This is a genomic window from Cellulomonas sp. PhB150, assembly GCF_003755175.1.
In the GTDB taxonomy this organism is placed as follows: Bacteria; Actinomycetota; Actinomycetes; order Actinomycetales; family Cellulomonadaceae; genus Cellulomonas.
Genome location: NZ_RKHX01000002.1, coordinates 254,006 through 280,637 on the forward strand (window position 1 = coordinate 254,006; position 26,632 = coordinate 280,637).

Annotated in this window: 26 protein-coding genes; 15 read left to right on the forward strand and 11 right to left on the reverse strand. The window is 72.8% G+C overall.

Going from position 1 to position 26,632, the window contains the following annotated elements; genetic code table 11:
* Positions 1-39 precede the first annotated feature (39 nt).
* The 7 genes from EDF34_RS08540 (at position 40) to EDF34_RS08570 (ending at position 7,142) form a co-directional block, all read left to right on the forward strand.
* The gene (locus tag EDF34_RS08540; RefSeq protein WP_123370951.1) at positions 40-858 is read left to right on the forward strand and encodes an SDR family oxidoreductase; all 819 of its coding nucleotides are present in this window, start codon (positions 40-42) and stop codon (positions 856-858) included.
* 2 nt (positions 859-860) lie between these two features.
* A complete protein-coding gene (locus tag EDF34_RS08545; RefSeq protein WP_123370952.1) occupies positions 861-1,733 on the forward strand; it encodes an LLM class F420-dependent oxidoreductase in 873 nt (290 codons plus the stop codon).
* Between the two features lie 109 nt (positions 1,734-1,842).
* On the forward strand, positions 1,843-2,826 hold the full coding sequence (locus EDF34_RS08550) for a phosphodiester glycosidase family protein (RefSeq protein WP_123370953.1): 984 nt from the start codon (positions 1,843-1,845) through the stop codon (positions 2,824-2,826).
* Entirely contained in the window at positions 2,823-3,896 is a 1,074-nt protein-coding gene (locus EDF34_RS08555) for a bifunctional glycosyltransferase family 2/GtrA family protein (RefSeq protein ID WP_123370954.1), read from the forward strand. The genes EDF34_RS08550 and EDF34_RS08555 overlap by 4 nt, the downstream gene beginning before the upstream one ends.
* 38 nt (positions 3,897-3,934) lie before the next feature.
* On the forward strand, positions 3,935-4,528 hold the full coding sequence (locus tag EDF34_RS08560) for a DUF4956 domain-containing protein (RefSeq protein WP_123370955.1): 594 nt from the start codon (positions 3,935-3,937) through the stop codon (positions 4,526-4,528).
* Positions 4,525-5,268 carry a polyphosphate polymerase domain-containing protein gene (locus EDF34_RS08565; RefSeq protein WP_123370956.1) on the forward strand — a complete coding sequence of 248 codons (744 nt, stop codon included), beginning with the start codon at positions 4,525-4,527 and terminating at the stop codon, positions 5,266-5,268. The genes EDF34_RS08560 and EDF34_RS08565 overlap by 4 nt, the downstream gene beginning before the upstream one ends.
* A 17-nt stretch (positions 5,269-5,285) precedes the next feature.
* Complete coding sequence (locus tag EDF34_RS08570; RefSeq protein WP_123370957.1) at positions 5,286-7,142, forward strand: carbohydrate-binding domain-containing protein; 1,857 nt, start codon at positions 5,286-5,288, stop codon at positions 7,140-7,142.
* Between the two features lie 359 nt (positions 7,143-7,501).
* Here EDF34_RS08570 and EDF34_RS08575 read toward each other — a convergent pair whose 3' ends face one another.
* Positions 7,502-8,236: a 5'-methylthioadenosine/adenosylhomocysteine nucleosidase gene (locus EDF34_RS08575; RefSeq protein ID WP_233575278.1), complete on the reverse strand. Its 735-nt coding sequence runs from the start codon at positions 8,234-8,236 to the stop codon at positions 7,502-7,504.
* Positions 8,233-8,685, reverse strand: a complete 453-nt coding sequence (locus EDF34_RS08580; protein WP_123371271.1) for an S-ribosylhomocysteine lyase — start codon at positions 8,683-8,685, stop codon at positions 8,233-8,235. The genes EDF34_RS08575 and EDF34_RS08580 overlap by 4 nt, the downstream gene beginning before the upstream one ends.
* Positions 8,686-8,777: 92 nt before the next feature.
* Between EDF34_RS08580 and EDF34_RS08585 the strand changes: the two genes are divergently transcribed.
* Positions 8,778-10,868, forward strand: a complete 2,091-nt coding sequence (locus EDF34_RS08585) for an acyltransferase family protein (RefSeq protein WP_123370958.1) — start codon at positions 8,778-8,780, stop codon at positions 10,866-10,868.
* A 2-nt stretch (positions 10,869-10,870) separates the two neighbouring features.
* On the opposite strand, the gene EDF34_RS08590 is transcribed toward EDF34_RS08585, so the two are convergent.
* Positions 10,871-11,677, reverse strand: a complete 807-nt coding sequence (locus tag EDF34_RS08590; RefSeq protein ID WP_123370959.1) for a hypothetical protein — start codon at positions 11,675-11,677, stop codon at positions 10,871-10,873.
* Positions 11,678-11,707: 30 nt separating this feature from the next.
* Positions 11,708-12,490, reverse strand: coding sequence for a DUF6345 domain-containing protein (locus EDF34_RS08595; RefSeq protein WP_123370960.1), 783 nt, complete (start codon positions 12,488-12,490; stop codon positions 11,708-11,710).
* A 145-nt stretch (positions 12,491-12,635) separates the two neighbouring features.
* Between EDF34_RS08595 and EDF34_RS08600 the strand changes: the two genes are divergently transcribed.
* On the forward strand, positions 12,636-14,738 hold the full coding sequence (locus tag EDF34_RS08600; protein ID WP_123370961.1) for an acyltransferase family protein: 2,103 nt from the start codon (positions 12,636-12,638) through the stop codon (positions 14,736-14,738).
* A gap of 21 nt (positions 14,739-14,759) precedes the next feature.
* Here EDF34_RS08600 and EDF34_RS08605 read toward each other — a convergent pair whose 3' ends face one another.
* Entirely contained in the window at positions 14,760-15,911 is a 1,152-nt protein-coding gene (locus tag EDF34_RS08605; protein WP_148076603.1) for an LCP family protein, read from the reverse strand.
* A 123-nt stretch (positions 15,912-16,034) separates the two neighbouring features.
* On the opposite strand from EDF34_RS08605, the gene EDF34_RS08610 reads away from it, so the two are divergent.
* On the forward strand, positions 16,035-16,247 hold the full coding sequence (locus tag EDF34_RS08610; RefSeq protein WP_123370963.1) for a hypothetical protein: 213 nt from the start codon (positions 16,035-16,037) through the stop codon (positions 16,245-16,247).
* 3 nt (positions 16,248-16,250) lie between these two features.
* On the opposite strand, the gene EDF34_RS08615 is transcribed toward EDF34_RS08610, so the two are convergent.
* The 4 genes from EDF34_RS08615 to EDF34_RS08630 form a co-directional block, all read right to left on the reverse strand.
* Positions 16,251-16,472, reverse strand: coding sequence for a hypothetical protein (locus EDF34_RS08615; protein WP_123370964.1), 222 nt, complete (start codon positions 16,470-16,472; stop codon positions 16,251-16,253).
* Between the two features lie 86 nt (positions 16,473-16,558).
* Positions 16,559-16,891, reverse strand: coding sequence for a YciI family protein (locus tag EDF34_RS08620; protein WP_123370965.1), 333 nt, complete (start codon positions 16,889-16,891; stop codon positions 16,559-16,561).
* Positions 16,892-16,953: 62 nt separating this feature from the next.
* Complete coding sequence (locus EDF34_RS08625; protein ID WP_233575279.1) at positions 16,954-17,769, reverse strand: DNA-3-methyladenine glycosylase; 816 nt, start codon at positions 17,767-17,769, stop codon at positions 16,954-16,956.
* Positions 17,770-17,852: 83 nt separating this feature from the next.
* Positions 17,853-18,224 carry an RNA-binding S4 domain-containing protein gene (locus EDF34_RS08630; protein ID WP_123371274.1) on the reverse strand — a complete coding sequence of 124 codons (372 nt, stop codon included), beginning with the start codon at positions 18,222-18,224 and terminating at the stop codon, positions 17,853-17,855.
* 74 nt (positions 18,225-18,298) lie between these two features.
* Here EDF34_RS08630 and EDF34_RS08635 point away from each other — a divergent pair, with 74 nt between their 5' ends.
* On the forward strand, positions 18,299-19,513 hold the full coding sequence (locus EDF34_RS08635; RefSeq protein ID WP_123370966.1) for an amidohydrolase: 1,215 nt from the start codon (positions 18,299-18,301) through the stop codon (positions 19,511-19,513).
* A gap of 31 nt (positions 19,514-19,544) precedes the next feature.
* Here the strand turns inward: EDF34_RS08635 and pgi are convergent, their stop codons facing one another.
* On the reverse strand, positions 19,545-21,215 hold the full coding sequence (gene pgi, locus EDF34_RS08640; RefSeq protein WP_233575280.1) for a glucose-6-phosphate isomerase: 1,671 nt from the start codon (positions 21,213-21,215) through the stop codon (positions 19,545-19,547).
* A gap of 105 nt (positions 21,216-21,320) precedes the next feature.
* Between pgi and EDF34_RS08645 the strand changes: the two genes are divergently transcribed.
* Together EDF34_RS08645 and EDF34_RS08650 are read left to right on the forward strand one after the other, a co-directional pair.
* Complete coding sequence (locus EDF34_RS08645; RefSeq protein WP_123370967.1) at positions 21,321-21,644, forward strand: hypothetical protein; 324 nt, start codon at positions 21,321-21,323, stop codon at positions 21,642-21,644.
* Positions 21,641-22,480, forward strand: a complete 840-nt coding sequence (locus EDF34_RS08650) for a PfkB family carbohydrate kinase (protein ID WP_123370968.1) — start codon at positions 21,641-21,643, stop codon at positions 22,478-22,480. The genes EDF34_RS08645 and EDF34_RS08650 overlap by 4 nt, the downstream gene beginning before the upstream one ends.
* A gap of 325 nt (positions 22,481-22,805) precedes the next feature.
* On the opposite strand, the gene EDF34_RS08655 is transcribed toward EDF34_RS08650, so the two are convergent.
* On the reverse strand, positions 22,806-23,873 hold the full coding sequence (locus tag EDF34_RS08655) for an LLM class flavin-dependent oxidoreductase (RefSeq protein ID WP_123370969.1): 1,068 nt from the start codon (positions 23,871-23,873) through the stop codon (positions 22,806-22,808).
* A gap of 158 nt (positions 23,874-24,031) precedes the next feature.
* Here EDF34_RS08655 and EDF34_RS08660 point away from each other — a divergent pair, with 158 nt between their 5' ends.
* Positions 24,032-25,192, forward strand: a complete 1,161-nt coding sequence (locus EDF34_RS08660; RefSeq protein ID WP_123370970.1) for an ROK family transcriptional regulator — start codon at positions 24,032-24,034, stop codon at positions 25,190-25,192.
* A gap of 86 nt (positions 25,193-25,278) precedes the next feature.
* Positions 25,279-26,619: an extracellular solute-binding protein gene (locus EDF34_RS08665; protein ID WP_123370971.1), complete on the forward strand. Its 1,341-nt coding sequence runs from the start codon at positions 25,279-25,281 to the stop codon at positions 26,617-26,619.
* Positions 26,620-26,632 lie beyond the last annotated feature (13 nt).

Below are 26,632 nucleotides of genomic sequence, written 5' to 3' on the forward strand. Positions count from 1 at the left end.
CACGAGGCGCCCCCACCCCGCACTCCGGGAAGAGACCCCATGAAGACCTGGTTCATCACCGGCGCGTCCCGCGGCTTCGGCCGTGAGTGGACGCTGGCCGCCCTCGACCGCGGCGACCGCGTGGCCGCCACCGCCCGCGACACCGGCACCCTGGACGACCTCGTCCAGAAGTACGGCGACGCCATCCTGCCGATCCAGCTGGACGTCACCGACCGGGACGCCGACTTCGCGGCGGTCCAGCAGGCGCACGCCCACCTCGGCCGCCTCGACGTCGTCGTCAACAACGCCGGCTACGGCCAGTTCGGCATGATCGAGGAGCTGTCCGAGGCGGAGTCGCGCGACCAGATCGAGACGAACGTCTTCGGCGCGCTGTGGGTCACGCAGGCGGCGCTGCCGCTGCTGCGCGAGCAGGGCGGCGGCCACATCCTGCAGGTCTCGTCGATCGGCGGGATCAGCGCGTTCGCCAACATCGGCATCTACAACGCCTCCAAGTGGGCGCTCGAGGGCTTCAGCCAGGCGCTCGCGCAGGAGGTCGCCGGCTTCGGCATCCACGTCACGCTCATCGAGCCCGGCGGGTTCTCCACCGACTGGGGCGGCGCGTCGGCCAAGCACGCGACGGCGAACCCGGCCTACGACGAGTTCCGCGTCCAGGCCGCCGAGACCCGGGCCACCCGGACCGCCAACCCTGGCGACCCGAACGCGAGCGCGGCGGCCGTGCTGCGCATCGTCGACGCCGAGCACCCGCCGCTGCGCGTGTTCTTCGGCACCGCCCCGATCGCGATCGCGGAGGCCGACTACGGCCGCCGGCTCGAGACGTGGCGCGAGTGGGAGCACGTCTCCCGGATCGCGCAGGGCTGATCATGCGCGTCGGAGCACACCTCTACCGGTTCGACTCGGTCCCGCCGGCCCACCTGCGGGCCGAGCTCAAGGCGACCGGCGAGGCGGCCGACGAGGCCGGCGTCGCCTGGCTGTCCGTCATGGACCACTACTTCCAGATGGAGCGGGCGGGCTTCCCGGCCGAGGACCCCATGCTGGAGGCGTACACGACCCTCGGCTACCTGGCCGGCGTGACGGAGAAGGCCCAGCTGGGCGTGCTCGTCACGGGTGTCACCTACCGCTACCCGGGGCTGCTCGCCAAGATCGGCGCGACGCTCGACGTCCTGTCCGGCGGTCGCGCGACGATGGGCATCGGCGCCGCCTGGTACGACCGCGAGCACGCCGCGTTCGGGGTGCCGTTCCCGCCGCTCAAGGAGCGGTTCGAGCGCCTCGAGGAGGCGCTCCAGATCCTCCACCAGATGTGGGACCCGGCGCAGGTGGGCCCGTTCGCCGGCACTCACTACCAGCTGGCGGAGACGATCTGCTCGCCGCTGCCGCTGAGCAAGCCGGAGATCATGGTCGGCGGGTCGGGGGAGCGCAAGACGCTGCGCCTCGTCGCGCAGTACGCGGACGCGTGCAACCTGTTCGCGGCCTCGCCCGACGAGACGAAGCACAAGCTCGAGGTCCTGCGCGGGCACTGCGAGGACGTGGGCCGCGACCCGGCCGACATCCGCGTGACGATCCTGGCAGGCGGCGACCAGCTCCTGACCGGCGACGTCGACGGCTTCGTCGACGAGATGCGCCCGTACGCCGCGCTCGGTGTCGAGACGGTCATCCTGCGTGCGCCGGAGACTCCTCCGTCTGCCTGGCTCCGCGACAAGGTCGCCCCGGCGGTCGCGCGCGTCGCCGACCTCTGAGCATGCGCTGAGCAGGCCCGTCACCACCCGGTGACGGGTCTGCTGCATGCTCAGGGCGCACACAGCGGGGGCCTACGGGGTCGCTATGCCCAGTTCGTAGAACTGCGGCATGGACACCTCGACACCTGCCCCGAAGCGCAAGCGCCGCGTCCGGCGCGCCGTCGTCGCCGGATCGCTGAGCGTGCTGCTCGTCGTCGGCGGGGCGGCGGCCTGGGCGCTCGACCGGTTCGTCATCGACCACGTCGCGATCTCCGACGTGGACTCCTACGTCGCCGCGCAGTCGGGTGCGACGAGCGAGCCGACCACCGCGACGAGCGGCACCGTCACCTCGACGAGCTACACCTCCGACGACTCCGACGTCACGATCAAGAAGGTCGTCACCGGATCTGGGGACTCGACCGTCACGTACTACGTCGCCGACGTGACGCTGAGCGACGCGACCACCCTGCGGTCGGCGTTCGCGAACAACGAGTTCGGCACGAACATCGTCGAGGACACCTCCGACATCGCGGCCGACAACGACGCGGTCTTCGCGATCAACGGCGACTACTACGGCTTCCGTGACACGGGCATCGTCATCCGCAACGGCGTGGTGTTCCGCGACGAGGGCGCCCGCGAGGGGCTCGCCTTCTACCGCGACGGGCACGTCGAGGTGTACGACGAGACGTCGACGACCGCCCAGGAGCTCGTCGACGCGGGTGTCTGGAACACCCTGAGCTTCGGTCCCTCGCTGCTCGACGACGGCCAGGTCGCCGCCGGCATCGACGACGTCGAGGTCGACACGAACTTCGGCAACCACTCGATCCAGGGCGCGCAGCCGCGCACCGCGGTCGGGGTGATCGACGACAACCACCTGGTGTTCGTCGTCGTCGACGGCCGCAGCACCGGGTACTCGGCGGGCGTCACGATGACCGGGCTCGCCGAGATCATGCAGGGCCTCGGCGCGACGACGGCCTACAACATCGACGGCGGCGGGTCCTCGACGATGGTGTTCGACGGCGAGCTCGTCAACGACCCGCTCGGCAAGGGCCAGGAGCGCGGGACGTCCGACATCCTCTACATCGGCGGGCTGTCGTCCGCGGTGTCGTCGTGATCGTGCTGATCCCGGCATTCGAGCCCGACGAGCGCCTGGTCGCGCTGGTGCGGGCGCTGCGTGGCCGGCCCGTGGTGGTGGTCGACGACGGCAGCGGGCCGGCGTACGCCGCAGTGTTCGCCGCCGCGGCCGACGAGGGCGCCACCGTCCTGACCCACCCCGTGAACCGCGGCAAGGGCCGCGCGCTCAAGACGGGCTTCGAGCACGTGGCCCGCGCGCAACCCGGCCACGGGGTGGTCTGCGCCGACTGCGACGGCCAGCACACGCCGGACGACATCCTCGCCGTGGCCGAGCACGCCCGCGCCGGCGGCACGGCCGTCGTGCTGGGCGCACGGCGGTTCACGGGCGACGTGCCGCTGCGCAGCCGGTTCGGCAACGCGTGCACGCGGATGGCCTTCCGGGCCGGGACCGGGTGCGCGGTGCAGGACACCCAGACGGGCCTGCGGGCGTACCCCGCGCACATGCTGCCGTGGCTGCTGGGCGTGCGCGGCGAGCGGTTCGAGTACGAGCTCGTCGTGCTGCTGCGTGCGGCGCAGGAGGGCCTGCCGGTCGAGGAGGTGACGATCGCGACCGTCTACCTCGACGGCAACGCCTCGTCGCACTTCCGGCCGATCGTCGACTCCGCGCGGATCTACGCGCCGCTGCTGCGGTTCACGGCTTCGTCGCTGCTGGCCTTCGTCGTCGACGCCGCCGCGCTGGTGCTGCTCATGTCGGCGACCGGCTCCCTGCTCGCTGCCGTCCTGGGCGCCCGCGCCCTGAGCTCGGCGGTGAACTTCGTCGTGAACCGCTTCTGGGTCTTCCGCCGCCGCACCCGCCACCCGGTCCGACGCGAGGCGGTCGCGTACTGGCTGCTCGCGGCCGCGCTCATGGTGGCGGGCTACGGCTCGCTGTGGGCGCTGACCTCGGCCCGCGTGCCCCTGCTGGCCGCGAAGGTCGCCACCGACCTCGCGCTGTTCGTCATCGGCTTCCAGGTGCAGCGCACCTCCGTGTTCGCGGGACCCCGTGCGGCCGCGACATCCGTACCCCTGCCTCAGCGGGCGCACAGCGACCGCTCAGCCGCGCGCGACTGAATAGCACCACCGAGCACTCCACCCGAAAGGTCCCCCCCATGTCCCCGTACGTCCTCTACGCGGTCGACCTGGTCGCGATCAGCATCCTGACCTTCGCGGTCTACCTGCCCCGCCACCGTCGCCGCGACCTCGTGGTCGCCTACCTCGGCGTGAACGTCGGCGTCCTGGCCGTGGCCGGCGTGCTCGCCCAGAGCACCGTCGGCGCGGGCCTCGGGCTCGGTCTGTTCGGCGTCCTGTCGATCATCCGGCTGCGCTCCACGGAGCTGACGCAGCACGAGGTCGCCTACTACTTCGCGGCCCTGGCCCTGGGCCTCATCGGCGGGCTCGGCGTCGCGCCGCTCGCGCTGAGCATCGGCCTCATGGCGCTCGTCGTGCTGGTCCTGACGCTCGCGGACAGCCCGCGGGTCATGTCCCGCTACCGGCAGCAGACGATGGTCGTCGACCGGGCGATCGTCGACGAGGTCGCCCTCGTGGCCCACCTCGAGCGGCTGCTCGGCTGCCACGTGCACCAGGTGTCCGTCCAGCGGCTCGACCTGGTCAACGACACCACCACCGTCACGGTCCGCTACGAGTCCGGCCGGCCCGCGCAGGTCGCCGCCGAGGCCACCACGTGGGAGCAGGTGGCCCGATGACCGCGCTGGCGGACCTCGCGCCCATCACCCTCGGCGAGCTCGAGGCGGCGGCCTCGCTGCAGACCCGGATCGACCGCAAGTACCTGGTCCCGACGAGCGACCTGCCGGCCCTGCTCGACGCGCTGGACCCGGCCGTCCGCACCCTCGAGATCGACGGCGAGCGGGTGTTCGCCTACGAGTCGGTCTACTTCGACACCCCCGGGCTGACGAGCTACCTCGGCGCGGCCCGCCGTCGGCGCCACCGCTTCAAGGTCCGCACCCGCACGTACGTCGACTCCGACCTGTGCTGGGTCGAGGTCAAGACCCGCGGCCCGCGCGGCGCGACGGTCAAGACGCGCCTCCCGCACGAGGCGGCGGGCCGGACCGAGCTCGACGACCCCGCGCTGCGGTTCACCAGCGACGTGCTCGGCGGGCTGGCCGGTCCGATGGCGCCGACGCTGCTGAGCTCGTACGACCGGGTGACCCTGCACGTCCCGGCCGAGTCGGGACCCGACAGCCGCACGACGATCGACACCGACCTGGTGTGGACCGACGCCGACACCGGCCGCGAGCGGGCGCTCGTCGGGCTCGCGGTCGTCGAGACCAAGACCGGCTCGACGCCCTCGTCGACCGACCGGCTGCTGTGGCGGCACGGGCACCGGCCCGTCCGCATCTCCAAGTACGGCACCGGCATGGCCGTCCTGCACCCCGACCTGCCCTCGACCCCCTGGCGCCGCGTCCTCGACCGGCACGTGGGCTGACTGAACGGAGCATCATCATGAGACGCATCACCGCACGCGTGGCCGCACCGGTCGTCCTGGTCGCGGCCCTGCTGGCCGGCTGCTCGGCCGACCCGGCCGATCCGGCCGCGACCGGCACGACCGACTCCGGTACCGCCGCGACGACCACGACGACCGCCACCGCGACTGACGCCGACGTGACCGTCGAGTCCGTCATGGCGGACAACACCGCGGCGCACGTCGCCGGGGCGTCCGACTCGGCGGAGACGACGATCACGCTGTCCGGGACGTCCGCGACCGTGTCCGGGGACGGCGCCTCGGCGGAGGGTTCGACGGTCACCATCACCGCGGCGGGGACCTACCGGATCAGCGGCACGCTGACCGACGGCGCGGTCGTCGTCGACAGCCCGGACGATGGCACGGTCCACCTGGTCCTGGACGGCGCCGACCTCTCGAGCTCGACCACCTCGCCGCTGCAGGTCACCGACGCGGGCGACGTCGTCGTGGAGCTCGCGGCGGGCTCCACGAACCACCTGTCCGACGCGACCACCTACGCCTCGACGGACACGGACGCGCCCAACGCGGCTCTGTTCAGCAGCGCGGACCTGACGATCACGGGGACCGGCACGCTCGACATCGAGGGCAACGCGAACGACGGGATCACCTCGAAGGACGGCCTGGTCGTCGAGTCCGGCACGATCACGGTGACCGCGGCCGACGACGGCATCCGCGGCAAGGACTACCTCGTCGTCGACGGCGGCTCGCTCACCGTCACCGCCGGGGGCGACGCCCTGAAGTCCGACAACGCCGACGACACCGCGCTCGGCTACGTCGAGATCACCGCCGGAGACGTCACGCTCACGGCCGGCGACGACGGGCTCTCCGCGGCCACGGACGCCGTGGTCGCGGGCGGCACGCTGACCGTCACGGCCGGCGGCGGGCACGAGACGGCCGTGGCCGACGACGCGTCGCCCAAGGGGATCGTGGCGGACACCGTGGTCGTCGTCGGCGGAGGCACGGTCGCCGTGGACTCCGCCGACGACGCCATCCACTCCGGCGGCGTCGCGTCGATCACCGACGGCACGCTCACGCTGGCCACCGGCGACGACGGCATCCACGCCGACGGCGCGCTGCAGATCTCGGGCGGGACGGTCGACGTCCCCACCGCGAACGAGGGCCTCGAGGCGCCGGTCATCACGGTCGCCGGCGGCTCGACGTCGGTGACGACCAGCGACGACGGGGTCAACGCCTCGGCGGGGTCGACCGACGACACCGCGGACGCAGCGGGCGGCGGGGAGATGTCTGCCGACGCCGACGTGCTGCTCGACATCACCGGCGGGTCGCTCGTGGTGGACGCCGAGGGCGACGGGCTCGACTCGAACGGGTCGATCACGATGAGCGGGGGCACGGTCGTCGTGTCCGGGCCGACGAACGACGGCAACGGCGCGCTCGACTTCAACGGCACGTTCGAGATCTCGGGCGGCGAGCTGCTGGCCGTGGGCTCGTCGGGCATGGCGCAGACCCCGTCCGCGGACTCCTCCCAGTCGTTCGTCGGGATCACCCTCTCGGCGGCGCAGCAGCCCGGGGTGGTGCACGTGCTCGACGCCGACGGCACCGTGCTCGCCTCGTTCACGGCCACGAAGCAGTACTCCTCGGTGGTCTACTCCTCGCCCGACGTGGTCTCCGGTGACACCTACACGGCGAGCGTCGGTGGTTCCGCAGGGACCGACGCCGTGGGCGGTCTGACCCATGACGGCTCGGCGTCCGGCGCCACCTCGGCCGGGACCGGCACCGCCGGCGAGGCCCAGGAGGGCATGGGCGGCGGGATGGGCGGAGGCGGCGGCCGTGGCGGTGGCCCGCGCGGCGACGGCGGCCAGCCCCCGGCCCAGCCCTGACGGCCAGCCTCCCGTTAGCCCTAGCGGGCAGCCTCCCGCCCAGCCCTCACGGGTGAGCTGCGATCCGTGGTCGCAGCCTTCGTTGAACGACACGCCGTGCGCAGCAGCCTCTGCGCACGGCGTGTCGTGCAACCACACCTGCATCCATCCGCGCGAATCGGTGCGCTGGTGCGCTGGTGCGCTGGTGCGCTGGTGCGCTGGTGCGCGGGTCGGTGTGCGAGTGGGTGTGCGACGCGCCGCAGCTCCCGCGGCGTGTCGCACACCCACGCGCACCCTGCGAGGAGCCGGGGGCGAGGGGCGAGAGGGCGGGGAGCGAGGGGGCGGGGAGAGAGGGGGCCGGGAGAGAACGGCCTTCCGGCTCAGAGGGTGGTGAGGAGGGACTCCACGACGGCGGCGGAGCGGTCGGCCGCGTCGTCGACATGGGTGAGGAACTCGCCGGCCTCCATGGGGCTGCACAGGTCGGAGATGCCGCGCACCGAGACGAACGGCACCCCGAACAGGTGGGCGGTCTGCGCGAGGGCCGCCGACTCCATGTCGGTGGCCAGCGCCCCGGGGTAGGCCTCGCGGACCCGGGCGACCCGCTCGGCGTCGATGAACGAGTCGCCGGAGATCGCCAGGCCGGCGTGGACCCGCAGGTCCTCGCGCGGAGCGGCGGCGGCCGCTGCGAGCGCCGGATCGGCCGAGTAGGACGCCGGCATGCCCGGGACCTGGCCCCGCTCGTAGCCGAAGGCGCGGGCGTCCGCGTCGGCCAGGACGTAGGACGAGCCGACGACGACGTCGCCGACGCGGATGCCTACCCCGAGCCCTCCGGCGCTCCCGGCGCTGACCAGCACGCGGGCCGACGACGAGCCGAGCGCGACCGACGCGGCCGACGCGGCGTTGACCAGCCCGATCCCGGACCGCACGAGCAGCACGCGGCGGCCCCCGAGCACGAGCCGGTGGTGCTCGGCACCGCCCACCCCGACGGGCTCCCCGACGGAGGACGCGCGCGCGAGGAACGGCGCCGCCTCGTCGGCCATCGCGACGACGACCACGGCGTCGACCGGACCGGACAGCGGGCCCGCCTCGGCCCGGTGCGCGGCCCGAGACGTCACGCCGTCACCTGCGACCACGAGTCCCGCTCGGCCAGGAACGTGCGCGCGGCGTCCTGCGCGCCGGACAGCGTGTGGTTCGCGCCCCAGCCGCACTGCACCTCGTTCGCCGCGGGGACCTCGTCGGCCACGAGGACGTCCTCGAGCGTGTCCGCCACGAGCGCCAGGACGTCGTCGTACTCCCACTGCCCCTGCAGGATCAGGTAGAAGCCGGTCTGGCAGCCCATGGGGGAGAAGTCGATGACCCGGTCCGAGTGGTTGCGCGACTTCTCGGCGAACAGGTGCTCGAGGGAGTGCACGACCGGCATCTCCAGGTGCGCGACGTTGGGCTGCGTGAAGCGCACGTCGTACTTCTCGATCACGTCGCCCGCCGGGAGCCTCTTGGTGTCGGCCAGGCGCACGTACGGCGCGGCGACGGTGCGGTGGTCCAGGTTGAACGACTCGACATTCATGCGCTCGGGCACGGTGGGCTCCTCGGGGTGGACGGCGACCACCCATTCTGCCGTGACGGGCGCCGTCCAGGGGCACCGGCTAGCCTGCGCGCGTGACCACGACGCAGACGCGGGCGGACGCCCCCGCCGCACCGCCGCGCTCCGGAGCGGGCTTCCGGCCCGACATCCAGGGGCTGCGGGCGATCGCCGTCGTGCTCGTGCTCGTGTTCCACGCGGGGGTACCGGGGCTGCCCGGCGGCTACGTCGGCGTCGACGTGTTCTTCGTCATCTCCGGCTACCTCATCACCTCGATGATCGTCACCGAGGTCATGGAGACCGGGCGCCTGCGGCTGGGTCGGTTCTACGCCCGACGAGCCCGCCGCCTGCTGCCCGCCGCGGCGACCGTGCTGGTCGCGACCGCGATCGCCACGGTGCTGTGGCTGCCGGTGACCCGGTGGCGCGAGATCGCCGGCGACCTGGCGAGCACCGCGCTGTACGTCGTCAACTGGCGGCTCGCGGGGCGGTCCGTGGACTACCTGGCCGAGGGGGCCGCGGCGAGCCCCGTGCAGCACTTCTGGTCGCTCGCGGTCGAGGAGCAGTTCTACGTCCTCTGGCCGGTGCTCGTGCTGGTCGCGGTGCTGTGGGCGCGCCGCCGCGGCCGCGCCGTCAGCGCCCGGCTGCTCGCGGCGGCGATCCTCGTCATCGCGGTGCCCTCGCTCGTGTGGTCGGTCCACCTCACGTCGTCGGCGCCCGACGCCGCGTACTTCGTCACGACGACGAGGCTCTGGGAGCTCGCCGTCGGCGCGCTGCTCGCCGTCGGCGCGGCCCGGGTGGCCCGGCTGCCGCAGCGCTGGCTCACCGGCGCGGGCGTTGCGGGCCTCGCGCTGATCGCCTTCGCCGCGTTCGTGTTCACGGGCGGCACGCCGTTCCCCGGAGCGGCGGCCCTGGTGCCGACGGTCGGGGCGGCCCTCGTCCTCGCCGCCGGCCTGCGTGACCGGCGTGGCCTGACCGTCCTCGGGCTGCCCGGCATGCAGACCGTGGGTGCGATGTCGTACTCGCTCTACCTGTGGCACTGGCCGGTCGTGGTGGTCGCGACGACGCTCTGGGCCGACGACGCGGGCCGCCTGCCCACCGGCATCGGGGTCGCTGCCGTCGCGCTCTCGGTGCTGCCGGCGTGGCTCGCGTACCGCTTCGTCGAGCAGCCGCTGCACCTGTCGTCGGCGCTGCGGGGCAGCGTCCGGAAGTCCGCGCTCGTCGGGCTGGTCTGCACGCTCGTCGGGCTCGGCGCCGCGGCCGGCGTCGCTCTCGCCGTGCCCTCCGGCCCCACGGGCACAGCCCCCGGCGCCGCCGTGATCGGCACGAGCGCGTGGAGCGGCGCGGCCGATCCGGGAACCGACCTCGGCCAGGTCGTGCCCGCGCTCGCGGACGCGACCGACGACGTCGCGGACCTGTACGCGGACGGCTGCCACCAGGACAAGAACGGCACGTCGGCGAAGGCCTGCACGTACGGCGACCCCGACGCCGACGTGGTGGTGGCCCTCGTCGGCGACTCGCACGCGGCGCAGTGGCAGCCCACGCTGCGCGCTGTCGCGGAGCAGCAGGGCTGGCGGCTGGACACCTACACGAAGGGCAGCTGCGCGTTCGCCGACGTCGACGTGTGGCTGACCACGATCGACGGCCCGTACACGACGTGCTCGCAGTGGAACGACGCGGTCTCCGCGAAGCTCCTGGCCGACCCGCCGACCGTCGTCGTGACGTCCAACGACGCGATCGACGGCGTCGTGGTGGACGGCGCCATGCGGCCGAAGGCGACCCTGCTGGACGACGTCGCGGACGGCCTGGTCCGCACCTGGAAGACTCTCGCGGACGCCGGCACGAGGGTGGTCGTGCTCGGCGACACCCCGTGGATGGCCAAGGACATCCCGGAGTGCGTCGCCGAGCACACCGACGCGTGGGCGACGACCTGCTCCGTGCCGCGGGCCGCCGCGGTCGAGCGCTCGGCGCTCGCCCAGCAGCAGGCCGCGGCCGAGCGGGCCGACGTGCCGCTCATCGACCTCGACGACTACGTCTGCCCGGGCAGCACGTGCCCGGCGATCATCGGCGACGTCCTGGTCTGGCGCGACGCGCACCACCTCACGGCGACCTACGCCCGCACGCTCGCGCCGCGGCTCGCCGACCAGCTGGTCCCGCTCGTCACCCGCTGACGTCAGGCGGCCGCCCGGCGCGCCGACCGCACGCCCGCTGCGACCTTCACCAGCTGACGCGGACCGGCCTCCTCGCCCTTGGCGGGTGCGTGCGCGACCTCGACGAACCACACGGGCTCGAGCAGGTCCGCGCCGCCCTCGTACGGGCCCGCCCAGTAGGCGAGCGAGGCCGAGACGACCTCGACAGGCGTGGCGCGACGGCGGCCCTTCGCGGCCGCGAGCAGGTTCTCGACGACCTCGTCCTTCTCCAGCACCTCGACCTCGTCGAACGCCTCCACGGCGTCCCACGTCGTCACGGCGAGCAGCACCGGGGAGGCGTCGTCGAGGAACGTCGCCGCGACCCCGGCGCGCGGGCCCGAGAGCGGGACGCCGTCGAGGTGCACGCGCGTGCGCACGTCGGTCTTCGCGTCGAAGGAGCGCCGCTCCTTGCCGTCGAACGTGACGCCCTGCGTGACGCGCGCGTCGACGCGCACGTCGAGCTTCAGGCCACCGGCCGTCGTGGGGCCCAGGCGCAGCGTCTCGGTCAGCTCGGCGACGATCGCCGCCGCTTTCTCGGCCGGGATCAGGCGCCGCTGGTCGGTCTCGGGCGGCAGGTCGGCGATGCCGCGCCGGTTGTCGACGAGGTTCGTCAGCCCGCCCATCCGGTTGCCCGGCTGGCCGTGCACGACGGCGCCGTCCGGGCCGACCAGGGCGACCGCCTCGTCGGTGCGCAGCACCTCGCCGCGCAGGGAGATCGTCTCGGCGAGCGCGTGGATCCGCTCGTCGTCCAACGTCGTGGGGCGCACACGCGCCACCGTCATCGTGGTCATGGTGGTGATCCGTTCTCGAGGTGGGTGGGGTCAGCAGGCGTGCGGGATCCAGGTCCAGGAGAACCAGGACTGGCCGCGGACGGGGTCGGGGCTGACGGCGCCGTGGCCGTGCAGGAAGTCGGCGCCGGTGTTCGTGCCCTGGCTGTTCGCGAACAGCACGGCGGACTCGACGTCGCTCGGCTGGCAGAACTGGGCCATCCAGAACCAGGCGTCGACGACGCGCATGGGGGCCCGGATGAAGTCCGGCAGGCCGTAGGCGACGCTGATCCAGCGGCCGTCCATCGCGGCGGCGAAGATCTTGCCGGGGTTGGCCAGGTCGAGGCTCGTCGTCGTGAAGCTGAGGATCGCGTGCAGGCCCTCGAACGCGTCGGCCCAGCGGTCGAACACGTCGCGGTTGGCGCCCTGCTGGTTCGCGTCCATCTGGAGCGTGTTGCAGACCTCGAGGGCCAGCCACTCGATGTTGTTGTGGCCCAGCCGCAGGTCGCCGTCGTTGCCGGCGGACGTGCTCGTGAAGTCGCCCCGGATCTGGGAGTCGTCGGGCGTGTCGCTGCGGAAGTAGAACCCGCTGGGGCTGCCGTGCCCCGTGAAGTAGACGATGTCGGCGCGCTCGACCCACTGGTCGGCGTGCCCGCCGCTGGCGTTGGCCTTGAAGTCGTCCTCCCAGGCGCCGGCGTCACCCCAGGTGAACAGGCCCGTCGCGCCGTCGTGCAGGCGCAGCTCGTCGTAGAAGCCGCCGGCGTCCTCGTGCTCGTGGTGCAGCGCGTTGAGGTTGTCGTACGCGTTGATCCATTCCACCCCGATGCTGTACGACATCGTGGGCCCCCTTCGTCGTCGAAAGTGCGGACGACGTGAAGGAGCGGAGCCGACGGCGTGCAGATACTCACCTGCGCGCCGCGCGATGCACGCCAGGCTGTACAGGGGCTTTGTCGTCGCTCACGGCAACGGTTAGCGTTCGCCCGTGACCACGACGCAGACGCGCCTCGCCACGCCTGGCGCCAAGCCACGGGGCAAGGCAGCCTTCCGCCCCGACATCCAGGGGATGCGCGCGATCGCGGTCGTGCTCGTGCTGCTGTTCCACGCCGGCTTCCCCGGGCTCTCGGGCGGGTTCGTCGGCGTCGACGTGTTCTTCGTGATCTCGGGCTACCTCATCACGTCGATGATCGTCACCGAGGTGCTCGAGACGGGCCGGCTGCGCCTCGGGCGGTTCTACGCCCGGCGGGCCAGGCGCCTGCTGCCCGCCGCCTCCACCGTGCTGGTCGCCGTCGCGGTGATGACTGTCCTGTGGCTCCCGGTCACGCGGTGGCGGGAGATCGCCGGCGACATGGCGAGCACCGCGCTGTACGTCGTGAACTGGCGGCTCGCGGCCCGGTCCGTCGACTACCTCGCAGAGGGCGACGCGGCGAGCCCGGTCCAGCACTTCTGGTCGCTCGCGGTCGAGGAGCAGTTCTACATCCTGTGGCCGGTCCTCGTGCTCCTCGTCGTGTGGTGGGCTCGCCGCCGCGGCGTGCGCGTGACGCGGCGCGTGCTCGGCGTCGCGATCCTGGCGATCGCCGTCCCGTCGCTGGCGTGGTCCGTGCACGCGACGAGCGCCACCCCGCAGGCTGCGTACTTCGTCACGACGACCCGCCTGTGGGAGCTCGCGGTCGGCGCTCTCCTGGCGGTCGGGGCGACCCGCGTCGCGCGGCTTCCGCAACGACTCCTCGCGGTGACGGGCTTCGTCGGCCTCGCACTCATCGCCTACGCGGCGGTCCGCTTCGACGGCTCGACCCCGTTCCCGGGCGTCGCAGCCCTCGTGCCGACCCTCGGTGCCGCGGCGGTCCTGGCTGCAGGCCTGCGCGACGGGCGCGGGCTTCGCGTGCTCGCGCTGCCGGGCATGGCGACCACGGGCGCGATGTCGTACTCGCTGTACCTGTGGCACTGGCCCGCGATCGTGCTGGCGACGACGCTGTGGGCCGACGACAGCGGGCACCTGCGCATCCGGGTCGCGCTCGCCGCCATCCTCCTGTCCGTGGTGCCCGCCTGGCTGTCCTACCGCTTCGTCGAGCAGCCCCTGCACCTGTCCGAGGCCCTGCGGCGCAGCGTCAAGCGGTCCGCGGCCGTCGGCGTCGCGTGCACGCTCGTCGGCCTCGCGGCTGCCGGTGCCGTGCTGCTCGCGCTCCTCGCACCCGCCTCGGGCGCCAACGTCCCGCACCCGGGCGCCGCCGTCATCGGGACGAGCGCGTGGACCGGGGTCGCGGACGCGACGACCGACGTCTCGCGCATCGCCCCCGCCCTCGCGGACGCGAAGCGCGACGTCGCCGACTCGTACTCCGACGGGTGCCACCAGACCGAGACGGAGACGGCCGTCAAGCCCTGCCGGTACGGCCCCGACGACGCCACGGTGGTCGTCGCGCTGGTCGGCGACTCGCACGCGGAGCAGTGGGAGCCCACGCTCCGCGAGGTCGCCGAGCAGCAGGGTTGGCGGCTCGACACCTACATCAAGAGCAGCTGCGCCGTCGCCGACGTCGACCAGTGGCTCCGGACGATCCCCGGCCCCTACGACACGTGCACCACGTGGGCGGACTCGGTGACCAAGCTCCTGGTCGCGGACCCGCCGACCGTCGTCGTCTCGTCGAACGACGGCATCGACGGCGTGGTGGTCGACGGCGTGAAGCAGCCGCGAGAGAGTCTCGAGAGCGACTTCGCGGCGGGCCTCGCCCGGACGTGGGAGGAGCTGGAGGCGGCCGGCTCGACCGTCGTCGCGCTGGCCGACACCCCGCGGTCGTCCACGGACATCCCCGAGTGCGTCGCCAAGCACGAGAAGTCGTGGGCGACCGAGTGCGAGACCCCGCGCGAGAAGGGCGCCGCGCGCTCGGCCGTCGGCGCCCAGGAGCGCGCCGCGAAGCAGGCGGACGTTCCCCTGATCGACCTCACGGACGCCATCTGCCCGGCCCCGGCGTGCCCGGCGATCATCGGCAACGTGCTCGTCTGGCGCGACTCGCACCACATGACGGCGACCTACGCCCGGACGCTCGCCCCCCGCCTCACCGACGCGCTCGTGCCGATCGTCGCCGCGAGCTGACCGCCGCCTGTCCCGACGAGGTCAGCCGCAGACGCCGGCCGACTTCGTCGCCTTCGGGGTGTGCGTGGACCCGGTCGGCTTCGGCGCCGGATCGGTGAGCGGCCTGTCCTCCTTGAGCCGCTTCCAGATGTCGTCGGCGGCCGACGTCCACACCACGCGACCCGACTGCGTGGTGGACGGTGCGTTCGGCACGGTGATCGCGTCGATCTCGTCGCCGTCGATGCCACGCAGCCCGTTGGCCAGCCCCGCCATCGTGCGCAGGTCGCCGAGGCCCGGGCTCACGCTGATGGCCTTGGTCGCCTGGTCGAGGACCTTGAGCAGCTTGGTCGGCTTGCCCAGCAGCTTCTCGTGGTGGACCTTGTCCGTCAGCGCGACGAGGAACTCGTGCTGCCGGTCGAGGCGGCCCAGGTCGCTGCCGATCCACAGCCCGCCGCCCGTGCCGGTCCGTGCGCGCAGGAACGCGATCGACGTCTTGCCGTCGAGCACCTGCTTGCCGGCCTCGACGTGCAGCTTGGCCTTGGGGGAGTCCATCGCCTCGGGGAAGCAGAACGGCACGCCGCCGAGGGTGTCGATGACGTCGCGCACGCCGTCCATCTTGATGACGACGTGCTCGTCGGTGCGCACGCCGGTGTCCTGCTCGAACGTCTTGCGGGTGCACGCGGCCGCGGTGGTGAGGTTCTTGTCGCTGCCTGACCCGATCTCGAAGGAGGCGTTGAACATCTCACCGGTGCGGGGCGCAGTCTTCGTCCCGTCGGCCAGCAGGCAGGACGGGATGTCGACGAGCGAGTCGCGCGGGACCGAGACGATGTCGACCCGAGAGCGGTCCGCGGGGAGGTGGACGAGGAACGTCGAGTCGGATCGCTGCCCGTCGACGTAGCCGTACGTCTTGTCGTCGAGGTCGCGGGCGTCGATCCCCATCACCAGGATGTTCAGCGGCTTGCCGGCGAAGCCGTCGACGAGCGGGTCCGCGGTGACCGTCGGGGTCGGGCGTGAGGTACCGAGGTACTTGTCGACGTCGTCGGCCGTGTCGATGTTCGCGTTGAGGTGCGCGTAGGTCGCCAGCGACGCGCTGATGACGAACAGCGGCACCGCGATCACCGCGGCGGCGACGGTGCGCACCACGGGGTGGGAACGGGCGGGGCGGCGCGAGTGCCGGGCGGGGAGACGTCTCACGTCTCGCAACCTAGGACGCCGCTGTGCCGCGTGCGTTGCGTTCCGGCGGCGGTCGCGGAGAGACCATGTGTGCGCGACGTGAAGATCCGCGCTGGTCAGCGGCCTGGTCGGCAGGCTCCGACCATGAAGCTCCGTGCGGTGGCCGTCGCCTGCGTGCTCGTCGTCCTCACGCTCGCCTACGTCCGCGTGGGGTGGTGGCGGCTGGAGGACGCCTGCCAGGCGGACCCGCCGGGCGGGCCGGCGTTCGCGTCAGCCGCGACGAGCTGGTCGTGGCGCCCGCCGGGCTTCACGTGCGAGCACGACGACGAGCCGCCGCGCACGCGACTGTGGTGGTGAGCGTCAGCTCTCGCGGTCCTCGAGGGCCGGAAGGATCGTCGTCGGGATGCCGAACGACAGGGCGATCGCCAGGATCCCGGCCGAGAAGACGTACGGGCCCGCGTCGCCGACGTTGAACGCCACCGTGAACAGCACGATGCCGCCGATGAACAGCAGGAAGGCGAAGAAGGCGCCCACGGCGTTGGCGGGGGAGCCGTTGCGCTCGACGGGGCTGTTGCTGCTCACGGGGGTCCTCCATGGGTGGATCGGGTGTCTGCCCCCGATCCTGCCTCCTGCGACGGGCGCGGCGCCAGCGCGCCCGTCGGCGTGGCTCACTCGAACGGGTCGAAGGCGCGGACCTCGACCTGGCCGAAGCGCGCCATCGGGTGCTTGGCGGCGATCGCGACGGCCCCCTCGAGCGAGTCGGCCACGAGGATGTCGAACCCGGCGATGAGCTCGCCGAGCTCGGCGAACGGGCCGTCGGTGACCGAGACCGCGCCGTCGCGCACGCGGACGGTCTTGGCCTTCGCGGCGCCGGCCAGGCGCTCGCCGAGCAGGCGGGAGCCGGTGGAGTCCGCCTCGGCGACCCACTCGCCGATGTTGTCGAGCGCGGCGTCGTAGGGCTCGGCGGTCGGGTCGGTGCACACGAGCATGAGGAACTGCATGGGAGCTCTCCTTCGTCGGGGTCGGTTCGAGGTGGTGACGGACGAGGGCGACCGGATTCGACTCAGGTCAGCGGACGAGCCCGCGGGCTGCGCGGGCCGTAGCGCGGAGCGTGCGCCGCCTGGGTGATCTCGATGAGCCGGATGACGCGCTGGCGGTGCGGGCGCCACGGCTCGAGCAGCTCGAGCATGCCGGCGTCGTCCGTCCGGTCGCCGGTCAGCGCCCAGCCGACGAGGTGCGCGAGGTGGTAGTCGCCGACGGAGACCGCGTCCGCGTCGCCGAGCGCGCGCGACGTCGTCTCGGCGACGGTCCACGGCCCGATCCCGCGCACGGTCAGCAGCCGGCGCCGGGTCTCGACGAGCGGCACGTCCTCACCCAGCCGGTGCGCGACGAGCGCCGCGCGCCGGATCGTGTCCGCGCGCTGCCCCTCGACCCCGGCCGCGCGCCACTCCCACACGGGGATCTCCGCCCACACCGCAGGGGGCGGTGGCACGCGCATCCCCTCGGGGGCGGGGCCAGGTGCCGGCAGGCCGTGCCGCCCGACGAGACGCCGCCACGACGCCTTCGCGTCGATGCCCACGACCCGCTGCTCGAGGACCGCGGGCACGAGCTGCTCCCACAGGTTGCCCGTCCGGGTCAGGCGCAGCCCGGGCAGGCGGTGGTGCGCGTCGCGGACCAGAGGGTGCAGCGCGGGATCGAACCCGGTGTCGTCGTCGCGCGCACCCAGCAGGTCGGGGACGCCGGCGAGCACATGGTCGGCGCCGGGGCCCCACGCCTCGACGTGCACGCCGTCGCGGCGGACCGCGATCCGGGCGGTGGCCGGTCCGTCGGGGGTGAGCGTCGCGCGCCAGAGGGCCCCGTCCGGCGTGGTGCGCCACACGGGGTCCGCCCCGCCGCGACGCAGGGGACCGAGCGTGCGACGGACGTCGAGACGGTAGTCGGGGCGGTAGACGGTGGCGGGCGTCAGTGCCCCCGGAGGCGCTCGATGAGTCGCCGGTCGCGCTTCGTCGGGCGTCCTGCGCCGCGGTCCCGCTCGCCCATCAAGACCTTCTGCTCCTTCGGCACGACGGCGGGCGAGCGGTCGAGGTAGCACGTGACGGCCACGGGGGCGCCCACGCGCTTGACGACCGTGCGCTGCACGATGACGATCCGCTCGCGCTCGCCGCCGCGCACCACGATCTCGTCACCCGGCACGACCATCGTCGCGGGCTTGGCGCGGTCGCCGTTGACCCGGACGTGGCCCGCCTTGCAGGCGGCTCCGGCGGCGGACCGGGTGGGGAACAGCCGGACCGCCCACGTCCAGGCGTCGACCCGGGCACGCGTCACCTCGGGCATCGCACCACCGTCGTCGTCCGCACCGACCCAGCGTCGCACGGTTCGCTCGCCTGGAGCGACGTAGGTTGGAACGCATGACTCCTTCTGTCGTCGCCGTCACCGGCGGCCGTGTCGTCCCCGTCAGCTCCGAGCCCATCGAGGGAGGCACGGTGCTCGTCGTCGACGGGCGCATCACCGCCGTCGGCGCCGACGTGCCCGTTCCCGAGGGTGCACGCGTGATCGACGCGACCGGCCGCTGGGTCCTGCCCGGCTTCGTCGAGGCGCACGGGCACGTGGGCCTGCACGAGGAGAGCGAGGGCGCGGCGGGCAACGACACGAACGAGATGGTGCGGCCGAACACCGCGGCCGTGCGGGCCATCGACGGCGTGAACATCGACGACGAGGGCTTCCGCGACGCGCTCGTCGGCGGCGTGACGTCGGTCGTCGTCAAGCCCGGCTCGGGCAACCCGATCGGCGGCCAGTCGGTCGCGATGAAGACGTGGGGCGGACGGATCCTCGACGAGCAGGTGATCCGGGAGTCGGTGAGCGTGAAGTCGGCGCTCGGCGAGAACCCCAAGCGGGTGTACGGCGAGCGCAAGCAGCTGCCCTCCACCCGGCTCGGCACCGCGCTGGTGATCCGGGAGGCGTTCACGGCCGCGCAGCACTACCGCGCGGCCCGCGACGCGGCGGCGGCCGAGGGCAAGCCGTTCGCGGTGGACCTCACCCACGAGGTTCTCGTCCGGGTGCTCGACGGCGAGCTCTACTGGGACCAGCACACGCACCGGCACGACGACATCGCCACCGCGCTGCGCCTGGCCGACGAGTTCGGCTACAAGCTGGTGATCAACCACGGCACCGAGGCGCACAAGCTCGCCGACGTGCTCGCCGAGCGGGACGTGCCGGTGATCTTCGGGCCGATGTTCACGAGCCGGTCCAAGGTCGAGCTGCGCGACCGGTCGATCTCCCACCTCGCGACGATCGCCGCGGCGGGCGTCCGGGTCGCGATCACGACCGACCACCCCGTGGTGCCGATCAACTTCCTGGTCCACCAGGCGACGCTCGCCGTGAAGGAGGGCCTGCCGCCGCAGACCGCGCTCGAGGCGCTCACGACGAACCCCGCCGCGTTCCTCGGTCTCGACGACCGCGTCGGGGCTCTCGAGGTGGGCCGTGACGGGGACGTCGTGGTCTGGTCGGGCGACCCGCTCGACGTGCACTCCCGCGCGGAGCACGTGCTCATCGAGGGCCGGACCGTCTACACGTGGGACGACGAGGCCCGGGTGGGGACCGTCGTGGAGCGCGCGGGCCGGTAGCGGCCGGCCCACGCGCCGTCACGCACGGCTGTCAGGCGCGCAGCTCGAGGTAGCGCGTGATGAGTGCCTTGGTCGACGGGTCCTGAGCCGCCAGGGCAGCGGAGTCGCCCTGGACGGCCGGTGCCACCTCGAGCGCGAGCTTCTTGCCGAGCTCGACGCCCCACTGGTCGAACGAGTCGATGCCCCACACGACGCCCTGCACGAAGGTGATGTGCTCGTACAGCGCGATGAGCTGGCCCAGCACGGAGGGGGTCAGCGACGCCGCGAGGATCGAGGTCGTCGGGCGGTTCCCCGAGAACACGCGGGCCGGGACGATCGCCTCGTCGGTGCCCTCGGCGCGGACCTCGTCGGCCGTCTTGCCGAACGCGAGCGCCTTGGTCTGCGCGAAGAAGTTCGCCAGGAACAGCGAGTGGACGTCGGTGTCGCCGTCCTTGAGCGGGTGCGCCGGGTTCGCCACCGCGATGAAGTCGGCCGGGATCAGGCGCGTGCCCTGGTGGATCAGCTGGTAGAACGCGTGCTGCCCGTTGGTGCCGGGCTCGCCCCAGAAGACCTCGCCCGTGGTGGTGGTGACGGCCTCGCCGTCCCAGCGCACCGACTTGCCGTTGGACTCCATGGTCAGCTGCTGCAGGTACGCCGGGAAGCGGTGCAGGTACTGCGCGTAGGGCAGGACCGCGTGCGTGTGGGCGCCCAGGAAGTTGACGTACCAGACGTTGAGCAGGCCCATCAGGACGGGCACGTTGCGCTCGAACGGGGTCGTGGCGAAGTGCTCGTCGACCGCGTGGAAGCCGGCGAGGAAGTCCCGGAAGCCGTCCGGGCCGATCGCGATCGCGAGCGACGTGCCGATCGCGGAGTCGACCGAGTACCGGCCGCCCACCCAGTCCCAGAAGCCGAAGGCGTTGGCGGGGTCGATGCCGAACGCGGCGACCTTGTCGAGCGCGGTCGAGACGGCGACGAAGTGCTTGGCGACGGCCTCGTTGCGCGCGTCCTCGTCGTCGGGCGTGCCGAGCTGGGCCCAGAGCCAGTCGCGGGCCAGGCGCGCGTTGGTCAGGGTCTCCAGGGTGCCGAACGTCTTGGACGCGACGATGAACAGGGTGGTCGTCGGGTCGAGGCCCTTGACCTTCTCCGCGAGGTCGGTCGGGTCGATGTTCGAGACGAAGCGCACCTCGAGCCCGTCCTGCGCGTACGGCTTGAGCGCCTCGTACGCCATGACCGGGCCGAGGTCCGAGCCGCCGATGCCGATGTTGACGACCGTGGCGACCCTCTTGCCGGTCACGCCGACCCACTCGCCGCTGCGCACCTTGTCGGCGAACGCGGCGACCTTGTCGAGGACCTCCTGGACGTCGTGGTCGATGTCCTGACCGTCGACCACGAGCGCGGGCTGCTTCCCGGCGGGGCGGCGCAGGGCCGTGTGCAGGACCGCGCGGTCCTCGGTGACGTTGATGTGGTCGCCGCGCAGCATCGCCTGCAGGCGGTCCGCGAGGCCCACCTCGTCGGCCAGGCGGACCAGCAGCGCGAGCGTGTCGTCGGTGACGAGGTTCTTGGACAGGTCGACGTGCAGGTCGGCCACGTCCAGCGTGAGCCGCTCCGCGCGGCCGGCGTCGGCGGCGAACCAGCCGCGCAGGTCGGCCGTGAACGTGGACTCGTGCTCGGACAGGTCCTGCCAGGCGCTCGTGGTGGTGGCGTCGATGGGCTGCGTGGACACGGGTGTTCCCTCTCTGACGGATGCGGCGGGGCTGGTTCCCAACTTAGTGCGGGGTACGGGGTGCATGCGCGGGACGGTCATGGGACCTCCACCTAGGCTGGCGCCATGTCCCGAGTACCGACCGCCGTGATCGCCGCCCTGACGCTGGTCGTCGGGTTCTTCGTCGCCCAGGTGACCGACGTCCGGGCGCTCGGCGGGCTCGTCCTGCTGGCGGGTGTCGCGTGGTGCGTGTGGCGCTCGCGGGCCGCTGGCGTGGCCCGGCTCGCCGCCGTGGTGGTCGTCGGCGCCGTGTGCTTCGTCGGGGCGCACGTCCTCGCGCCGCACCTGGGCGCGTGGCCGGCCGTGCTGCTCGTCGCCGCGGTGCTCGGCGTCGTGACCTGGGCACTCGTGGACCGGCGCGCGGACCGGCCGGCGGACCTGCGCGCGTGAGGCTCGTCTGCTGCGGGCTGGCCACGCTCGACGTCGTCCAGGTGGTCGACGCGGTGCCGGGGTCGAACGCGAAGGTCGTCGCGCGCAGCCTGTCCGTGACCTTCGGCGGCCCCGCCGCCAACGCCGCGGCCGCGGCGGTCGCGCTCGGCGTCCCCGCCCGCCTGGTCACCGCGCTCGGGCGGTCGCCCCTGTCGACGCTGGTCCGGTCCGGGCTCGAGGCCGCCGGCGTCGAGGTCGTCGACCTGCTCGACGGACCCGGCTCGCCCGCGGTCTCGACCGTGCTGGTGACGGCGTCGACGGGTGAGCGGGCCGTGGTGTCGGTCAACGCGACGGGCGTGTCCGGGCTCGGGCCTGCGGCGCCCTGGGTGGCCGACGCGACCGCGGTGCTCGTGGACGGGCACCACCTCGGCGCTGCGGTCGAGCTCGCCTCGGCTGCCTCCGTCCCGGTGCTGCTCGACGGCGGCAGCTGGAAGCCCGGGCTGGGCTCCTTGCTCAGGTTCGTCGACCACGCCGTGCTCTCCGCCGACTTCCGACTGCCCGAGCCGGTCGCCGACCTCGCGGCGGCCGTCGCCGCGCTCGGGCCGTCGTCCGTCGCGATCTCCGCCGGCGCCGGGGCCATCCGGCTGGTGACCGGGGGAGTCGAGTCCTGGATCGAGGTGCCCGTCGTCGACGACGTGGTCGACACCCTGGGCGCCGGCGACGTGCTGCACGGAGCGATCGGTGCGGCCCTGGCCCGCGGCGAGGACATCGCCACGGCGCTCGCGGCCGGTGCCCTGGTCGCGAGCGAGTCGGTCCGCCACCAAGGCGCCCTCGGCTGGGCCACCGCCCGCGCCTGACACCCGCCGGGTGTCCACCGAGCGCCCGCGCCAGCCAGGGAGGTCGGACCGCCGAGACCGACCCTCGCGGGCGAGAACGACCCTCCGGAAGGGTCGTACTCGCACCGGGCGGTCGTTCTCGGCGGCCCGCCACCCGGGCGTGCTGGGCCGGGTCACCGCCTCACCTCACACTCGCCGGGGGCGGCCCGTGCCCCGCGCCCTCACGGTGAGGCCGGATCGAGAACGACCCTCGCGGGTGAGAACGACCCCGCGGGAGGGTCGTTCTCGCACCGGAGGGTCGGTCTCGGCGAGCGGGCGAGGCGAGCGGGGGGGCCGGGCGGGCAGGTCAGGCCAGGGCGTCGCGGACGAGCGGGGCGACGACCGTGCCCAGGAGCTCGATCGCGCGCAGCGACTCCGCCTGCGGGACCCCGGACAGGTCCATCTGGAACGCCTGCCGGTCGTGCCCGAGCACGGCGTGCAGCGCGACGATGCGCTCGGCGACCTCCTCGGGGTGCCCGACGAAGTACGCCCCGCCGCGTGCGGCCTGCGACTCGTAGGAGATCCGGTTCGGCATCGCGAACCCGCGCTCGGAGGAGATCCGCCGCATCGACTCGAGCCAGTACGGGTAGAAGAACTCCCGCGCAGCCTTGCTCTCCTCGCCGACGAACCCCATGCCGGCGACGGCCACGAACGGCTCCGCATCCTGCGGGAGCCGCGACCGGACCGACGGACCGGCCTCGGCGAACGAGCGGCGGTACAGGTCGACGAGCGGCGCGAACGACGCGGGCTGCCCGCCGATGATCGCGTAGCTGATGGGCAGCCCGAGCAGCCCGGCACGGGCCGAGGACTGCGGGTTGCCGCCCGTGGCCACCGCGATGTCGAGGTGCGCGCCGCGGCCCGGCTTGTCGTAGGGCCGGGGCAGGACGAGCGCGTCGTCGAGAGCGGGACGGAAGCGGCCCGACCAGGTGGTGCGCTCGGCCAGGTCGAGCTGCAGCAGGAGCGCGATCTTCTCGTCGTACAGCTCGTCGTAGTCGTCGAGCGAGGCGCCGAACAGGGGGTAGGACTCGATGAACGAGCCGCGCCCGGCGAGCAGCTCGACGCGTCCCTGCGAGTACAGGTCCATCGTCGAGAACTGCTGGTAGACGCGCACCGGGTCCTCGGTGGACAGCACCGTGACGGCCGAGCCGACGGTGATCCGCGACGTCTGGGCCAGGGCCGCGGCGATCACGGTCGACGGCGAGGAGATGGCGTAGTCGGGGCGGTGGTGCTCGCCGATCCCGGCGTACTCGAGGCCCACCTCGTCGGCCAGCCGGATGCGTTCCAGCACGTCGCGCAGCCGCTGCCCGGGCGAGATCACCTCGCCGGTCACGGGGGAGGGGTGCACGTCGCCGAACGTGTAGAAGCCGAGTTCCATGTCCCGACGATAGGGCCGTCCGGTTCGTCCGCGCCTGGGTGGAGTCTCATGACACGACGTGGACCCGCTGGTTACGGCGTGTTTCGGACCGGTCACGATGTGGTCACGGTCACAGAAGGTAGTTGACACGGATTAGTAAGGCAGGTCTACTAACAAACATGACAACGGTCGGACAGCCCCGAGTGACGGGTGCACGAGCGGTGGGTCGGATGCTCCGGCCGACCGCGAAGGCGCTGCCCGAGCACGCCCGGGCCCACAACCGTTCGATGGTGCTCGCGCACCTCTTCCACGAGGGTCCCTCGTCCCGGGCGGACATCGCCCGCTCGACCGGCCTGACCCGCGTCACGGTCTCCAGCCTCGTCGACGATCTCATGGGGGAGGGCCTGGTCACCGACCTCGGCGTCCGCTCCGAGGGCAAGGTCGGCAAGCCGGCCACGCTCGTCGGGATGCAGACCGAGGCGTTCCAGATCGTCGCGGTCGACCTCACCGACGACTCCCGCCTGCTGGGTGCCGTGATGACGCTCGTCGGCGACGTGCTTCACCGCCTGACCGTCCCGCTCGAGGGGCGGATGGGCGACGCCGCCGCCGACCTGACCGAGACGCTGTGCCGCGACCTGCTCGCGCTGGCCGACCGCCCCGTGCTGGGTGTCGGCCTCTCGTCTCCCGGCGTCATCGACAACGACGGCCGCATCGTCCAGGCGCCCAACCGCGGCTGGTACGACGTGCCGATGGCCGCGCTGCTCAGCGAGCGGCTCGACGTCCCGGTGCACGTCGCCAACGACGCCAACACCCGTGCGCTCGCCGAGTTCACCTACGGCGAGGCGGCCGGCGGCTCGATGGTCGTCACCGTCGGGCAGGGCGTCGGCGCCGGCATCGTCGTCGACGGCGCGCTCGTCGTGGGCCGTCACCACGCGGCCGGCGAGATCGGGCACGTGACCGTCGTGGACGACGACCCCGACGAGTGCGCGTGCGGCCGCCGCGGCTGCCTCGAGACCGTCCTGAGCGTGCCGGCCCTGCGCCGCCGCACCTCCGGTCTCTCCCCCCAGGACTCCGACGCCGTGCTGGCGTCGGTCGGACGGTTGCTCGGGTTCGCCCTGGCACCCGTCGTGTCTGCGCTCGACCTCGGTGAGGTCCTGCTCTCCGGCCCCCCGGAGCTGCTGGACGGACCTCTGCGGGAGGCGGCGCTCGACGCCGTCCGAGCCCGAACCATGCCCGTCATCGGGCAGTCGTTCGCGCTGCGGATGGGATCGCTCGACGAGGACGGAGCGCTGGCAGGCGCTGCAGTGCTCGTCCTGGCAGGTCAGCTCGGGGTCTCGTGACGACCCCGAGCCGACCAACTGCAGGTCGGAACCACCCCCGGCGACGCCATCCGGCGCTCGCCTCGCTCACGGGAGGAAACCCCAACGTGAAGATCTTACGTTTCGCGGCCGTCGGCGTGGCGGCAGCGCTTGCGCTGACCGCGTGCAGCTCCGGCGACGACAGCCCGGCGGAGACGACGAAGCCCTCCGAGTCGGCCGCCGCGCCCGAGGCAGCCACGATCAAGCTGTGGCTCAACGGCACGGACACCCCGGACGCCCTGCGCGAGTACCTGACGACGACGTTCGCCGCGCAGAACCCCGGCTCCAAGCTCGTCATCGAGCAGCAGGACTGGAACGGTCTCGTTCCTCGCCTGCAGACGGCCCTCTCCTCCGAGGACCAGACCCCCGACGTGGTCGAGGTCGGCAACACGCAGTCGGCGACGTTCACCTACGCGGGTGCGTTCTCCGACCTGACGAGCCTGTACCCCGAGCTCGGCGGCGACAAGCTGCTCCCCGGCTTCGTCGAGGCCGGTACGGCCGACGGCAAGGTCATGGCGGTGCCGTACTACTCCGGCGCCCGCGCCGTGTTCTACAACAAGGACATGTTCAAGGACGCAGGCGTCGAGGTCCCCACGACGCTCGCCGACTTCACCACGGTCGCCAAGAAGCTCACGACCGACAAGGTCTCCGGCTTCTGGTTCCCGGGCCAGGACTGGTACAACGGCGCCACCTGGATCTACACCAACGGTGGTGAGCTCGCGACGCAGGACGGCGACACCTGGAAGGGTGCGCTGGAGTCGGCCGACTCGATCAAGGGCCTCGAGCAGGTCCAGGACCTGTTCAAGACGGCCACCAAGGCGCCTGCCGACAGCGACTCGAACGAGCCGTGGGTTCCCTTCAACCAGGGCAAGGCCGCGATGTTCTCGGCTCCGACCTGGGCGCGCTGGAGCATCGACCTGCCTGAGTGCAACGAGGGCGTTGCGGCCGACGACACGTCGGACGACGCGACCGCGAAGCGCACGAAGCAGCAGGCCTGCAACGAGGAGCACACCGGCGTCTTCGCGATGCCGGGCCTGACGGCCGACTCGTTCGCGACCGCCTTCGCCGGCGGCTCCAACCTGGGCATCCCCGCCAAGTCGAAGCACCAGGAGCTGGCCCAGAACCTGCTGAAGATCATCTTCTCGGCGGACTTCCAGAACCAGCTGGGCAAGAACGGCCTGATCCCGGGCAACACCGAGTACGCCACGTCCATGGGCGACGACGTGTACGCCAAGGCCGCGATCGCCGCCGCCCTGGGCGCCAAGCTCACGCCGGCCGCCGAGAACTGGGCGACCGTCGAGGGCGACCGCATCCTGGAGGACTTCTTCCAGAAGATCGCCACCGGTGCGGACGTCACGGCTTCCGCGAAGGCTGCGGACCAGCTGATCAGCGACGCGCTGAACAAGTAGTCGTACCCCGGTC